The 12360-nt window shown below is 42.3% G+C and carries 8 protein-coding genes and 1 tRNA gene; 2 read left to right on the top strand and 7 right to left on the bottom strand.

Annotation, left to right across the window (positions count from 1 at the left end; translation table 11 throughout):
• Positions 1-161: 161 nt before the first annotated feature.
• Positions 162-232 (bottom strand) — tRNA-Cys (locus tag DC498_RS18850).
• 17 nt (positions 233-249) lie between these two features.
• A complete protein-coding gene (locus DC498_RS18845) occupies positions 250-564 on the bottom strand; it encodes a hypothetical protein (RefSeq protein ID WP_133176905.1) in 315 nt (104 codons plus the stop codon).
• Between the two features lie 284 nt (positions 565-848).
• Here DC498_RS18845 and DC498_RS18830 point away from each other — a divergent pair, with 284 nt between their 5' ends.
• Positions 849-1925 (top strand): hypothetical protein, encoded by a 1077-nt coding sequence (locus tag DC498_RS18830; RefSeq protein ID WP_240628049.1) that lies wholly within the window; start codon positions 849-851, stop codon positions 1923-1925.
• A 381-nt stretch (positions 1926-2306) separates the two neighbouring features.
• Positions 2307-3449, top strand: coding sequence for a TlpA disulfide reductase family protein (locus DC498_RS18825; RefSeq protein WP_165813895.1), 1143 nt, complete (start codon positions 2307-2309; stop codon positions 3447-3449).
• A gap of 216 nt (positions 3450-3665) precedes the next feature.
• Here the strand turns inward: DC498_RS18825 and DC498_RS18815 are convergent, their stop codons facing one another.
• The 5 genes from DC498_RS18815 to DC498_RS18795 all read right to left on the bottom strand — a co-directional run bounded on the left by DC498_RS18815 (position 3666) and on the right by DC498_RS18795 (position 12322).
• A complete protein-coding gene (locus DC498_RS18815; protein ID WP_133176904.1) occupies positions 3666-4526 on the bottom strand; it encodes a PKD domain-containing protein in 861 nt (286 codons plus the stop codon).
• Positions 4527-4561: 35 nt separating this feature from the next.
• Complete coding sequence (locus DC498_RS18810) at positions 4562-5929, bottom strand: DUF4832 domain-containing protein (RefSeq protein ID WP_116875704.1); 1368 nt, start codon at positions 5927-5929, stop codon at positions 4562-4564.
• Between the two features lie 27 nt (positions 5930-5956).
• On the bottom strand, positions 5957-7423 hold the full coding sequence (locus DC498_RS18805) for a RagB/SusD family nutrient uptake outer membrane protein (protein ID WP_116875703.1): 1467 nt from the start codon (positions 7421-7423) through the stop codon (positions 5957-5959).
• Between the two features lie 20 nt (positions 7424-7443).
• Positions 7444-10875 carry a TonB-dependent receptor gene (locus DC498_RS18800; protein ID WP_206197697.1) on the bottom strand — a complete coding sequence of 1144 codons (3432 nt, stop codon included), beginning with the start codon at positions 10873-10875 and terminating at the stop codon, positions 7444-7446.
• 256 nt (positions 10876-11131) lie between these two features.
• Positions 11132-12322 carry a FecR family protein gene (locus DC498_RS18795; protein ID WP_116875701.1) on the bottom strand — a complete coding sequence of 397 codons (1191 nt, stop codon included), beginning with the start codon at positions 12320-12322 and terminating at the stop codon, positions 11132-11134.
• Positions 12323-12360 lie beyond the last annotated feature (38 nt).

Genomic DNA, 12360 nt, shown 5'->3' with positions numbered 1-12360 from the left:
ATGACTATTTATATCTCATGGTGGTGTGGGCATTGCATCTACAGTGGACTGGCTTTTTTTTGAGGAAACCTGTGAGCTATAGCTATTGGACATATTTTTTAATAGTCGAAAGTCCTTCTGTAAAAACAGAAGGACTTCTTAATTGGATACCTCATGACTCGCAGTTACGGAAGGAATCGAACCTTCGTAAAAGGACTTGCCGGCCTTCGCCTTTCCTCTCGGCCACGTAACTCATGTTGCTTTGCTTAATTACTTTGCCTGTAATACAATGATCAAATTGTTATTATCTGTGATGGTCATTTTCCTTTTAATAAAATCTTTATGCTCAACCGTGCATTCAACAGGTAAACTTTGCCAGGTTTTAATGATAAAACTTCCGTCTTTTGCTGTTATGGCTTCTTCTTCCCCCGCGGTTATATGAATATAAGCCTGCTGCACCGGCACGTTTGATTGTTTGGCTACAACTTTTCCCCGGATGATCACAGGTGAAGCAGATACATTCCAATGATTATACAGGCTATATGAAACTATTGTTAAAGGAATAATAAAAAGAAGCGCTTTCATCAACCCAAAATTTTTGTTAAGAAAATACAATTTAAACAGGATAAATATCCTGTCTACATCGCCACAAAACATTGGCATTAAAATGGAGTGATTGCAAAAGCATAAGCAATATTAGGATAAAATTATTAGTCTACAAAATTGATGGACTAATAATTTTAAAAATTATAAAAATACCTGGAAAAAATAATATAAAGCTGTTGATAATATTTACCTGATCATCACGTTTTTACAGCATTTTACATGTTTATTTGCAAAAAATTAAATAACCGATTACAACCATCTCTATGAACCTTCTTACTAACCGTATGCTAACCCAGGCACTGTCGCGTGGTTTTAGCGTATCCGTACTCTTAGCGTTTCTTACAGGCTTTTCAAACTGCAGCCAGTCTTTTTCAGAAGAAAAGGCTGCTATCGCAGATACCACTGATAAAAAAGCGGTTGCTGTTGCTGCACAGGAAGCACCGGTAGCCAAAGCAGCGGTGCTTGATACGGCGCTTTATAATCAAAAAAATATTCAGTTAGCTAATGGCGATAGTTCTGGTTTGTGGCCCGTGCAGGCGCCTTATCCATTACCCGGCGCTATATTTCCCTTTAAGCGTGTGGTTTCTTACTATGGCAATTTATACTCAAAACAAATGGGTATACTGGGTGAACTTCCCCGTGCGCAGATGCTTGCTAAATTAAAAGAGGAAGTAACAAAATGGGAAGCCGCAGATTCAGCAACTGAAGTAATACCCGCCTTACACTATATAGCAGTAACCGCACAGGGCAGCCCAGGCAGAGATGGTAAGTACCGTTTGCGTATGCCCTTTCACCAGATAGATTCTGTGTTAAGCATGTCTAAAGAAATAGACGCGCTTACTTTTATTGATATACAGGTCGGGCTCAGCACTTTGCAGCAGGAAGTTCCATTGCTGGAAAAATACCTGATGCGTCCTGATGTACATTTCGGTATAGACCCCGAGTTTTCAATGAAAACCGGTGCACGCCCCGGAACCGTAATCGGAACATTTAATGCTGATGATATCAATTATGTAACCGGTTATCTTGCTGACCTGGTAAAGAAATACAATCTTCCTCCCAAAATTCTTATTGTGCATCGCTTTACACAGGGTATGATGACAGGATATAAACAAATTAAAACACGCCCTGAAGTTCAGGTAGTGATAGATATGGATGGCTGGGGATTGCAGGCACGCAAAATCAATACTTACCGCCAGTATGTTTATAAAGAACCGGTTCAGTATGCAGGCTTTAAAATATTTTATAAAAATGATTTCCGCGAAAAAGGCAGCCGTACCATGACGCCTGAAGAAGTGCTGAAATTGAAGCCGCAGCCTATTTATATACAATACCAGTAAACTTATATTCTTACAGATAATGAGAACGCAGCGATGAATTTCATCGCTGCGTTTTTACATATACACCTGTGTTCCATTCTATTGAGCGTATTTCAATTTTTTTCGCTTGTTTAAGATTGTTGCAGACCCTTCCTTTGGTCGGGGTGACAAGCGATGGTACAATGTTCGGCATTAGAATAAATGTTCAACAATTGTACTATAGCCCAGCATAATTCCCACAGTTTGTCACCCCGACCAAAGGAGCGGTCTATGCCTTATGCCAATGTATCATTTTAGATACGGGAAATTGAAATGCATCTTTATAAAATAACATTGTTTTACATTGATTTGGCTGTTATAACCCACATAGAATATGTACTTTCGCGGCTTAAAATTATTTACATGCACAAATTAATGGTAAGCGTAGTATTATTAGCCGCATTAGCTTCCTGTGGCAATAATAATAACGCTGATAAATTTACTAAAGCTGCGCCTGGCGATTCAAGCTATACTGTAAAAGGAAAAATAACCGGGCTTGATAGCGGCTGGGTGTATTTATACAACGTGCAAACGCAGGCAGAAAAACCAGATTCTGTAAAATTGGATAAAGGTAATTTTGAGTTTAAAGGATTTGCTGCAGAGCCCCAGTTTGCGGTATTTGGTATTTTAGGCCAGGAAGATGGCAGACAGGCTCCGCTTTATGTATTTCTTGAGCCGGGTACAATCACCATTCAGGCCGCTGCAGATTCTGTTGGAAAAGGCAAAGTAAACGGCGGCGTAAGCCAGCAGGAACTGGAAAAGTTTATACTTTCTTTAAAACCTCTTGAAGAAAAGCAAAAGAAACTGATGGAAGATTACCAGCAGGCTGTTGCCACAGGCAATGCTGAAAAAATTGGAGAAGTTCAAAAGAACTACGAGGCGCTTGGAGATGAGAACAAAGCACTTGTTGTAAAATTCGTGAAGGAAAATCCCGCTTCGTATGTAAGTGCATTGCAATTAGCGCAAACATTTGCTTATGATGTAGATCCCAATGAACTTGAGCCCTTATTTACCGGTCTCAATGAAGGAATAAAAAATTCTCATTTTGGAAAACAGGTTAAAGAGGCATTGGAGTCAGCAAAGAAAACAGCGATCGGCGGTGTTGCACCGGAGTTTACATTAACTGATGTTTCAGGTAAGCCTGTATCACTTTCTTCTTTCAAAGGAAAATATACTTTGGTTGATTTTTGGGCAAGCTGGTGCGGACCATGCCGCCAGGAAAATCCTGCTGTAGTTAAGGCTTACAATATGTATAAAGCAAAGGGCTTTGAAATATTAGGCGTTTCTTTAGACGAGAAAAAAGAGAATTGGGAAAAAGCTATTAAAGATGATAAGCTTGCCTGGACCCAGGTGTCTGATTTAAAAGGCTGGCGAAGCGATGCCGCGGCGTTATACGGCGTTAAAGGCATACCAATGAATTTCTTACTCGATAAAGAAGGAAAGATTATCGCAAAAAGTTTAAGAGGGGAAGATTTAATTAAGAAGTTAGGTGAAGTGTTGAACTGATAGTATGCAGAATATATTTTTAAAAGGGATTGTTTCTATGCTGAAACAATCCCTTTTTTTATGTAAGCCGTTCGGAGCCGATAAGATAGCTGTGCGCGGCGTTTTGCCAGGCACAGCAGCGATGCTATATACAGCAGGAGATATATTGGTGTTATTAAAAATTAGACTGTGGCGCGAGTTAATATAACATCCCGGATGTTTTAATCTCCGGCACTATTATAATTGCAACGAAATAAATTTAGATTCCGGTTGCTCATTTTCAGGAACTCTGCCAATAGCTGACCAGCCGGCGTCAAGTTCAACCAGCGCAAAATTGATGGCGCCTTTTACACTACCCAATGCGGATTTTTTTATAGAAAACTCAATGATATTTTTCCCGCTCACAGGCTTAACAGCTGAAAAGTGCATGTCTGTATCGAATGCAAAAACGGAATTAAATGACCAGTCCCCGGGTGCACCTGAATGCTTATATCCTGCACCCCAGCTTGGTGATGTGGCAGGTCCTTCCAGCAAAAAATCTGTACCTGAGCCTGCAGGATAATCCCAACTGCTGAAACCTGTTGCCGGATTATTGTCCGCGTCTATATACATATCTATCATATCCATCTTCATTGCTGTGGTACCTTCTACCAGGAAGTTGATATCCTGTGCAGTAGCAAAAGCCTTGATCGCCCGGATATTTCCACCAAAGTCTTCACTATTGGTATGCAGGTATTCAACATATTCCCAATCTGTAAAATCACCGTCTATTTTGATATTGGGACCCAGTATACTCACGGTGTCTGTGAATACATCTGTTTGATTGCCATTGACGGCTGTAAGAGATACAAGAAAATCTCCCTTTCTGGAAAAAATATGTTGCGGCGATTTAAGGGATGAGCTGTCACCGGGCTTGTCGTTAAAATCCCATTGATATGTTTTGGCGCCTGAAGAAAAGTTGGTGAAAGTTACTTTAAAACCATCTGCCACATAGCTGAATACAGATTTCAGGTTACTGTTCTCGTTATCTTTTTTGCAGGAGGCAACTGCAACAATAATCAGCAACCAGCTTATTATATAAATGAAATTCCGTTTCATGTTTATTATTTTTTGGTGATCAATACCGATCACGGTTAATTGGTAATAGTGATTTGTTTATTAAGGCTGTTAATACCATGGTGATCAGTTAGCCATGTATTGTTGTTGGCCAGTTGTATCGCGTATTCTGTTCTCCCGGCCAGTGCTTCATCCTGGTCTGTTATGCGAAGGAACAGATCATATTTTCCCACCGGAATGCCGGAAAGCGCTACTGCCTGCCTGATGCTTTGCATTGCAGACGGTTTGCATAACCTGAGATCTGTTGATAACGCTTTATCGTAGAAATCACCGGTAGCAGTATTTTTTAATACGAGGTATACTTCTTTTTTATGATACAGCGGAGCGTATCCTTTGTTGGTAATATTGATATCTACCTGCATGCTTCCGTTTGATGCTGCCTGATCAGGCAATAATGCATCAACTAAGGCCAGCCTGTATCCGAGATATCTCTGAAATTCATCAAAGCATCCTGAGTTTTTCCATGCATTAATGGTAGGCTGGTACCAGTCAAGATTCAGGTAAGTCCATTTCAGCAACGCCATCTCCTTGCGGCCTTCAGCGCATGTAGGGTCGTACCCGTCTGTTGGCGGACAGGTTTCGCCGCCGGTTGGTACATACAAAGCTTCGGTACTGATATATTGTTTTTCAGCATCTACATTATTATAAGTGCCATAGTCGGTACCTCCTGTTAAAAAGCAATCATTGTGATGACCTACCCTTGCCCGGTTCTCACCTGTATATGCTGTTTCCGCCGTCAATGGTGCAGTTGTACTGAATATCTGTTGTTTTGCAGAAGGTGTTCTTACCTGTACTATAATATCTGCCGGCAATACGCTCAGTAATTTATTCAGCACCTTTCTCTCATTTTCTACAGTAGCAAGCCCGTTGCTGGAGCTGTGCCATTCGCCCCAGGCGCCAATAAGCCCGGCCTGAACAAATGCTATTACATCCTTATTTTGCTCAAATACTGTTTTCAACTGATCAAGGTGCGCTTCTATAATCGTATATGGGGCATCCGTTCCCTGCATATCATCAGTATACGCAAATCGGAGTATCATCTTCAAGCCGGCATCCCGTACAGTTTTGAGATCACTTTTTATTAAAGAAATCTCTGCATTACTGATGGCTTTATCCTTAAACGCGTCCAGGTAAAAAACGCGTAAAATCATTGTTACATTCTGGCTTCTTAAAAGATTCAGATCACCTGCCACAAGCGGATTGCCTTCAGAAAAAACGCTCATGGTTCTGATGAAACCACGCTCCGGGTTTGGAAATATCGCGTTTGATATTTCGTATTGTATGCGATTTACAGTAGTATCTTTCCCTTCTGAACGTTTACATCCGCAGAGGCCGGTTGCAGTCAGTAGCCAAAAGCATAATATATAGATATTTTTTAGTGTCATGTCCTTTCTTTTTTAGTGAAATTTTGTTTACTGGTAACCGGGGTTTTGAATGAACTTTCCTTTTCCTTCGCTTACGGCTTGCAGTGAGAAAGGGAATAACACTTTATCGGCATTGGTATAGGTAGATTGTGTTACTTCCTGGCAACGGCTGACAAATTTTCCATGGCGGATCAGGTCTGCCCGGTACTGCCCGTTCTCGCACCAGAATTCATGACTTCTTTCCAGCAGGATAAGATCATTGAATGCCTCAGGTGAAGCATAATCAGCCAGCTTTTTATCCTCCAGTCCTGCTCTTCTTCTTACAGTGTTTACTAGTTCCATGGCTTCTTCAGTAGGAGACCCGGTGTTGGCAATAGCTTCCGCTTTGGAAAGCAGTACATCCGGATAGCGATACATTACAATATCAACTGTAGTAAGGCTTGTGGTGCGGTCTGCATCTTCACTGATCTTTAAAGGAATGGGTCCCCAATCCAGGATATTCCCCGGGTTTGCCCTGTTGTACGTGATGCCATCGCTGCCGGTATATTCCGCAATAAGCATTTTTTTTCTTTTATCATCAGGCTCAAACCTGTCGTAAAACCACCAGGTACTTGATATAGTGCCCCATCCGCCTTTAGGTGTATAATTAGAGGGCAATACCATCAACTGCCATTGGTTTTCGCTGGTACCTGTATAATCACAGGGAATTGCCCATATTACTTCTTTACTGCTCTTGGCTCCTTCAATATCCCATATCGCTGCATAGTCAGCGTCAAGGGAGTATGCATTATAGGCTATAATATCATCGCATAGCTCTTTTACCTTATCCCATTTTTTTTCATGCAGGTTAAGCCTTATGTCAATCATTTTTGCAAGCGCTTTATTAAAGCGGCCATATTCCGCATTCTGTGGTAGCGGAAGGTCGGCAGCGGCGGCTTCGAGATCTGCTTCAATAAAGGATACCATTTCATTGTATTCCATTCTCGCCAAAGGCTCCTCTTTGAGCGGGTTATTCAACACTTCCAGCGGGGCTATAACAATAGGGCCGTACAAATCAAAAAGCGTATATGCCAGTAGTCCTCTTGCACATCTTACTTCCGCTATCGCTTTCTTTTTTAAATCTTCGCTTACTGTTGACTGTGAGATGAGATCAATGGTCATGGTCATACGGCTGATCTTGTTATAAAAATCATCGTAATAGCGCGTAAAGCCGGTGCTGTATGACTGGAAATTGTGTAATGATGCGATATTTTGATCGCCATATTTGCCATGTAATATTTCTGTGGTAGCATCGCTTAAAAACATTACCCCTCTTTCTGAGGTGGAGAAAATGCCATCACCCCATGCACCACGGAGTGGGTAATAGCAGGCATTCACCATTGCTTCAAGGTCTGAAGCAGATTTAGGAAATATATTCGGATTGATCTCTGAATAATCTATCGGTACAAGATCTTTGGTACAGCTGCATAGCCATACCATAGCTGTTAATAAAGTAAAACTGATATATTTTTTCATATACTGCACAGTTATCTGGATTAGAAATTGATGTTTAAGCCTATTGTATATGTTCTGATATAAGGATAGGCGGCGGTGTAAGAATCTGTTTCAGGATCCACACCGGTATAAGGTGTAATAACAAACAGGTTTTGGGCGTCTGCATGTATTCGTGCAGCGCTGATCACCTTTCCAAACCATTTGTGAGGAAGATTATATCCAAGTGAAATATTCTGCAACCTGATAAACCACGCATCCTGTACAAAAAAATCACCAACACCGTATGGCGACCATCCATAAAATGAACTGGGGTGTGTGGTAGAAGGATTTTCCGGCGTCCATCTTTCTTTCACAATTCTCAGCGCATTATATCCGTTGGAGTAAACGCCTGCAGCACTTACACCATATGTAGTATAGTTGGGGTCAGCAAACCTTCTGCCGAACAGTGCATTGAAATCAAAATTCAGGCTGAAATTTTTATAGGTCAGTATATTGGTGAGCCCTGCCATAAAGCTCGGATCAGATGTGCCCATTAATTTTGTATCTGCTTCGTCAATCATTCCGTCAGCTTTACCAAGGCGTATAAAACGTCCATTGGCATCTACAACCGGGTTGCCATTGGCATCTCTTTCAAATCCGTCTATATCTTTTATTTTAATCATGCCGGGCTTAAGTTCCGGTTGCGATGCAGGCACTTGTTCACCTACCTGTAAAATACCATCTGCTGCTCTGCTGTATACCGCACGTATAGGGTCATTGGCGCTTTCATATACCGCAGGTTTCCAGTCAGGAGCCCTTTCTTTCCACGTGTCTTTATACCGTGAAAGCGCGAACATGGTTTTCCATTGGAAATTTTTCGTTTGCACATTGCGGCTGTTAATGGTAATCTCAAATCCTTTGCTTTGCGTTTTGCCAATATTTGCAATGATGGTATTTACTTCCTGGTATGAATTCAGGGATTTGGTAGCCAGCAGATCAGAAATAACATTATTGAACAGCTCTATTGAACCATCTATTCTGCCATTGAGCACAGAGAAATCAAGCCCGAGATTAGCACCTGTTGTTGTTTCCCATTTCAGGTCTGGGTTTTCTAACCTTGCCAGCGAAACCCCAATCAGGCGGGAGTCGCTTCCGCTCAGCCATGCAGGATAAGCAGCATAAGCTGCAAAGGCATTACTGTTGATAGTAGCATTTCCTGTTTGTCCATAGCTCAGCCTGAGCTTTAACCGGGAAAAAGTATTTTTCAGGAACCCTAATAAAGGTTCTTCTGCCAGGTTCCATGCAATGGCTGCTGAAGGAAAAGTGCCCCATTTATGATTGGCTGCAAATACACTGGCTCCATCAGTACGTACTGTTGCGGTAAGGTAATAGCGTTGTTTATAGTTATAGTTGAATCTTCCAAAATAAGAGGCGATCATGTTTTTTGACCCGGCTGAATTGCTGGGCAACTGTACACTGCCTGCCCCGAGATTGTTCCACAGGAAGGCATCAGTAATAAATCCTGTTGCACCTTCGCTGTGTGAGGACGTAACAAATCTTTGTTCGGATACACCACCCAGCAGGTCAATATTATGCTTTGCAATACTGGTATTGTAATTGGCAGTTGCCTCCAGCAGGTAAGAGTTATTATCTGAGCTGGATATATAAGCTCTGCCGTGTTCAAGCGCTCCATGGAGTGTGGTGGTGGGAAGGTAATTCTGTCTTTTTGAGCTGCCCCTGTCTATACCGGCTTTTAGCTTAACTGTAAGCCCTTTTACAGGAGTGATATCTACAAAAAAGTTACCAAGAAAACGTTCTATCCTGCCCTGGTCGCTGATGGTAAGAAGGGAATATGGATTAGGCTGTAACGCCAATTGAGGATTCAGGGGATAATCACCATTTTCATCAATTGCCGGAATATGAGGGCCCTGCTGGATGGCGGCGCGTATGATACCGGAGTTTTCGTACTGGTCTGCCCCCAACTGGCTGTTCTTATTATCAATCCTGCTGGCAGTAAAATTCAGCCCTGTTTTTATAAACCTGTTTATCTCCTGGTCGATATTCGCCCTTACTGAATATCTCTTAAATGAAGCGTTTTTTATAATGCCGTCCTGGTCGTAATAATTGCCGGATATCAGGTATTTTGTATACCTGGTGCCTCCTGATAAAGAGATGTTGTGCTGCATGGTCTTACCGTCGCGGGTAACAAGGTCGAACCAGTCGGTGCCACGACCTACGTTGTTGATGGCATTCTGCGTATATAATTTTCTGAAAGGCCCGTTTACAGGATTGGCTTCTGCTTCTTCCTGTGTGCGGTTGCCATAAGGATACACGTTGTTATCAAACTGCCATTGCTCCCATGCTGCTTCATTGCGTACCTGCATCCATTCGTTGAGCGGCAGTACATCAAAAGGATTATTGTATTTCTGGAATGAGAAATTGTTGGAGTACTGCACTTTCAGCGCGCCTTCGCTTCCTCTTTTGGTGCTGATGAGTATAACACCATTGGCAGCTCTTGAACCATAGATAGAAGTGGCGCTGGCATCTTTTAAAACCTCGATGGATTCGATATCATTAGGGTTAAAAGCATTGAGGATACTTTGCGTACCGGCATTATACCGCCCCCCGCTTTCCGGCTGTTCCATATCTACTATGGGAAATCCGTCTACCACAAGCAGCGGCGCATTGCTCGCATTTACAGAACCGGCTCCGCGTACAAGTATATCCAGTCCCCCTCCGGGCTGGGCGCTGTTCTGGCGGATGGTAAGCCCTGCCACTTTGCCTTTCAGCATATTCCCGATCTCAGGACCGGAAGACAAAACAAGGTCTTTGGTTTTTACAGAAGATACTGCCCCGGTGAGGTCACGTTTTTTCTGAGTACCATATCCTATTACTACTATTTCGTCCGTTTGTGCTTCAGCAGCTTTCAGGGCAATATTCACACTGGCATTCGCCCTGGAAACCTGCACCTCGGTGGTTTGATATCCAACATAAGAAATGACAAGCGTAGCCTGTTCTCCAGGTATTTGTATGGAAAATTCCCCGCCGGAATTGGTGCTTGTTCCTGCATCTGAGCCCTTTATTTTTACAGATGCTCCTTCGAGCGGCTGCCCGGGATGGTCTTCTGCAGTCACTTTTCCTTTTATGTCCACAGGTGGCAGAGGAGAATATTCGCTTTGAGGTAAAGCAACCGGAGGAGCAGGTTTGGGAGCGATTACTATAAACCTGTCGCGGATAGTGTAGGATAAGGACTGGTTTTTGAATACCAATGCCAATGCTTCTTCCAGCGAAGCATTTTTGATGTCAATATCAATCTTTGGTGCTTTGGCCATCTCACTTTTCCCATAAATAATGTGATAGCCGGTTTGCTTCTTAATTTCTTTCAACACCACTTCTATACCTGCATTATTCATCTTCAGGGTTACGCCCTGCGCATAACCGCCGGCGTTGGCTTCTAAAAGACAGGCGAAGAGTAAAAACAATGTCAGTTTCATGACTAAGCAGATTTTTCGCAAAAAAGTATTACAGTTTCGGTACCTGCACAGCAGTGCTTGGCGATAAGCAATGAATCGCATAGCTTTGTTTTGTTTGGGTTATTTAATTAAATGATCGTTCGGGATTGTTTAACTATGGCCTGCACATTCTGCCGGGGGCGCTCCAACGCTTCCGGTTTTTAATGCAATGCCTGTAAAATGATTATACTTCAATGATTGTATGCATGTAATAATGATTTTAATGATTATACAATAATTACCTGGTTACAGTAATGGTCCTGTTATCGATGGTAAAGTGAACCTGCTTTGTCAGCTCAAGTAATTCCAGCAGCTTGGACACTTTTACATTTCTCGGTATTTCAGCAACAAACTGTTCAGTGATCTTGTCTTTATATATTACTTCCACATTATACCATCTTGATACCTGGCGCATGATAGCTTCTATACCGGTTCCGTTAAAGCGAAACAAACCATCTTTCCATGCCAGCGTTTCATCTATATCGGGATGCTGTATTAATACCAGGTTGCCGCTACGGTTGTTTTGCGCCTGCTGACCAGGTTGTAATAACATCGTTTTCCCTTTATCTGTTATGCTTATTTTACCTTCTGCCAAAGTGGTATTTACTGTGTTTTCATCACTGTAGGCGTTCACATTAAAATGAGTACCCAACACTTCAATTACCTGTTCGCCGGTTTTTACTTTAAAAGGCATTGCTGCATTCCTGGTTACCTCAAAGTATGCTTCGCCGGTTACAGATACCATTCTTTCTTTGCCGGTAAAAACCGTAGGGTATGTAACAGATGAAGCAGCATTTAACCATACACCGGTGCCATCAGGCAAAAGCAGGTGATATTGACCTCCTGCCGGCGTAGTCATTGTATTAAATAATACTTTGCCAAGGCTTTTACTGTGCTCATATTTTATTTCTCCATTTCCCAGTTTAATCACTTTGGTATTCCCCTGCTCGGCCACAATACCGTTTACCGCGCTGTCAAGTATTACTTTTGTACCATCTGCCAATGTAAGCGTTGCGAAATTTCCTCCTGGTGCTATATCCTGTTTGGGTATTATGGTTGCCTGCTCATGCACACTGCCGGCCGGCTTTTGTATAAACAGGTAGGCGAGTGAGCCTGAAAGCCCGATAAGTAAAATTGCTGCAACGCTAAGCCACCTGCGGGAGCGTGTAAATGCTATATGATGTGAGCGGGGAGATCTTTCATCAATCTCGTTTGCAGCAGCCATAATAGAATCAAAATATTGCTCTGTCTCATCTTCCTCCAGTTTTTCGCCGGGGGAAAAGGAATGCCATTTTTCATGCATCCATTCTTCAAGCGCTGCGTCCGGCTGCAGCCTGCGCATTATTTGTGAAAGCTCTTTCCGCTCTGAAGGAGAGATCGTTTTTTGAAAATGCTTTTCCAGCAAGTATGAAAACCTTTCTTTATCCATATGCCTACTTTTGAACCACCTGTTAATTGCCGGCAGTT

Origin of the sequence: Terrimonas sp. (assembly GCF_003075435.1) — a bacterium.
Classification (GTDB): domain Bacteria; phylum Bacteroidota; class Bacteroidia; order Chitinophagales; family Chitinophagaceae; genus Agriterribacter.
Note: the sequence above shows the minus strand (reverse complement) of the source record. Positions and strands in the feature narration are given on the sequence as shown.

Bases quoted from the DNA above. Each gene is read 5' to 3' on its own strand.
- DC498_RS18810 (WP_116875704.1), bottom strand. From the start codon at position 5,929: ATGACACTAAAAAATATCTATATATTATGCTTTTGGCTACTGACTGCA.
- DC498_RS18800 (WP_206197697.1), bottom strand. From the start codon at position 10,875: ATGAAACTGACATTGTTTTTACTCTTCGCCTGTCTTTTAGAAGCCAAC.
- DC498_RS18805 (WP_116875703.1), bottom strand. From the start codon at position 7,423: ATGAAAAAATATATCAGTTTTACTTTATTAACAGCTATGGTATGGCTA.
- DC498_RS18795 (WP_116875701.1), bottom strand. From the start codon at position 12,322: ATGGATAAAGAAAGGTTTTCATACTTGCTGGAAAAGCATTTTCAAAAA.
- DC498_RS18815 (WP_133176904.1), bottom strand. From the start codon at position 4,526: ATGAAACGGAATTTCATTTATATAATAAGCTGGTTGCTGATTATTGTT.
- DC498_RS18830 (WP_240628049.1), top strand. From the start codon at position 849: ATGAACCTTCTTACTAACCGTATGCTAACCCAGGCACTGTCGCGTGGT.
- DC498_RS18825 (WP_165813895.1), top strand. From the start codon at position 2,307: ATGCACAAATTAATGGTAAGCGTAGTATTATTAGCCGCATTAGCTTCC.
- DC498_RS18845 (WP_133176905.1), bottom strand. From the start codon at position 564: ATGAAAGCGCTTCTTTTTATTATTCCTTTAACAATAGTTTCATATAGC.